The sequence below is a fragment of the Akkermansia muciniphila genome (assembly GCF_900184965.1).
GTDB lineage: Bacteria > Verrucomicrobiota > Verrucomicrobiia > Verrucomicrobiales > Akkermansiaceae > Akkermansia > Akkermansia muciniphila_A.
This window is the reverse complement of record NZ_FXYA01000092.1, coordinates 1-241: the sequence shown is the minus strand read 5'-3', so window position 1 is coordinate 241 and position 241 is coordinate 1. Positions and strand designations below refer to the sequence as shown.

The following is a 241-nucleotide window of genomic DNA, read 5'->3' as shown; positions in this document are numbered from 1 at the left end:
GAGTATCCCTGTGGGGGATTTTTCCTGTTGAGCCACCGGGCCAGGGTTTGGATAAGGTCTCCGTAGCTATCCCATTGCTGGATGTTTTTTCCGAGTTCTCCTCCCATGGCGAACGTAACGGCGGCCGTCCGTCCCGTTCCCCTGTTCCAGAAGGAGACCAGGGGCGCCGCGTTTCCGTCTTCCGTTACGCAGGCTGCTGTTGCTCCATTCCTTAAATAACACAGGTTATAACCGTCTACGG

Annotated in this window: 1 protein-coding gene; it reads right to left on the bottom strand. The window is 56.0% G+C overall.

What is annotated here, in order from left to right:
- A partial coding sequence (locus CI070_RS13380) for a hypothetical protein (protein ID WP_179218302.1) occupies positions 1-241 on the bottom strand: 241 nt, incomplete at both ends.